The sequence below is a fragment of the Candidatus Cloacimonadota bacterium genome, from assembly GCA_011372345.1.
GTDB lineage: Bacteria > Cloacimonadota > Cloacimonadia > Cloacimonadales > TCS61 > DRTC01.
The window spans coordinates 1-1,575 of the sequence record DRTC01000495.1; the positions used below are offsets into that span (position 1 = coordinate 1).

1 protein-coding gene is annotated in these 1,575 nt (G+C 34.7%); it reads right to left on the reverse strand.

All coding sequences use genetic code 11. The annotated features are described in order from the left end of the window. Nucleotides 1-299: 299 nt before the first annotated feature. A partial coding sequence (locus tag ENL20_09580) for a PD-(D/E)XK nuclease family protein (GenBank protein HHE38806.1) occupies nucleotides 300-1,575 on the reverse strand: 1,276 nt, incomplete at its 5' end.

Below are 1,575 nucleotides of genomic sequence, written 5' to 3' on the forward strand. Positions count from 1 at the left end.
CAATCTACTCCTCTAACTTAATGTGAAGCAAGAGATTGCTTCGTTTGTAACAGCAAGAAGAAAAACTCGCAAAGACATGTTTTTTGAATTCTGCTGAAAAACACTCAGTTATGCAGAACTCATAACTTCCCATAAAATAAGGAGATAAGAATTTTATGAAAATGGACAAGATCGGCATCTTGTCTTACGGATCAGGTTTCATCTTAATGGAACTATCCGGCTTTTGACGGATAGCGGGGAGCTTAGCAAGTTGATTTGCGAACACTATTCATCAATCAACAATCGTCAATCGAAAATTCTCAATAGCATCCTTTCCGGCAAATCCTTTCAAATTCGCAATATTTACAAGCTTTTTCCTGCTTCTCTTTCTCTGCAAGATGGAAATATCCTGAAATTACTTTTTTTGCTAAATCCAAATAATGTCTTTGGATTTCTTCTATTTCCATCTCTACTACTTTTCGATTATATGGAATGAGTAAGAAATTGCTGTTTTTCTCATTTTCAATTAATCCTGAAATTCCGTATTCTTTCTTTTTCAGAGATTTGATCATCTCGTAAGTTAATCTAATATCAAATTCAGGGAAATATTCTTTCAGGGTAAAATAGTAAATAATAATTTGTGATGAGATTTTTTCCAGAATATCTTTATAATCTACTTTTCCGGTCTTATAATCTGTTGCGATCATTTCCTTATTTTCTTTATTGATCAGGATTTTATCGATAATCCCGCGAAACTTCAGAAGGGCATTATCATTTTTGATTTCAACCGCTTCCCAGGAATTCGGATGATATTTTTTCTTCATTCCAAAAGCCTGCTCAAATTCAGATTCCTGAAAATCAGACAAAAATTCCCGGTTCCATTTTAAAAGCCGTACTAAAATATTCGCTTCCCTTCCATCACGCAAACCTTCTCGATAAATTTTGAAGAAATTGTTCATAAGCAGATTTTCATCAGGATTTATTTTATATTTTTTAAATTCCTCTTCCAGTTTTTCAGAAAGTAAAAAGCAGGCTTGTTTAAAATCTCTCTGATTTTTTTCAAATCCCTTCTCTTTCCCAAAATTTTCCAGAGCTTTGTGAATAATATTTCCTCTTTGCTGTCTTTTTTTCTGCTCTTCGTTAAATTCGATATCTTTCAATTTCAAGCGATCGGAAAACCAGAATTTCATCGGACATTTCAGCAGATCATCCATCTTTGACGCAGAAATTTCTAATTCGCTTGTTTCCTGTTTTTCTGTTTTTCCGCAAAATATCGAGATCTCGTTTTGCAGAAATTCGTTATGTCGTTGCAAATACCTGTTATTCCCGGGATTTTCTATAACTCGATGATAATATTGTTGGAAATGTTCTTTTCTGCTTTTTGGAACATCCTCGTTTCTGGGCTGATCGGAACTTTTAACAACATTCATAATTTCCAGAAAAGTTGAAGGCTGCAGGACAGTTCCGTCGATATCGCGCTCGGGAGCGAAATAGCGAACTTTTTCTCCGAGTTTGCTCCAATGGTTCAAAAGCATAAAACTAAAAGACCATTTATTGCTGGGAATTGCATTCAGGAAAGGATTGGAAGCGGTTGAG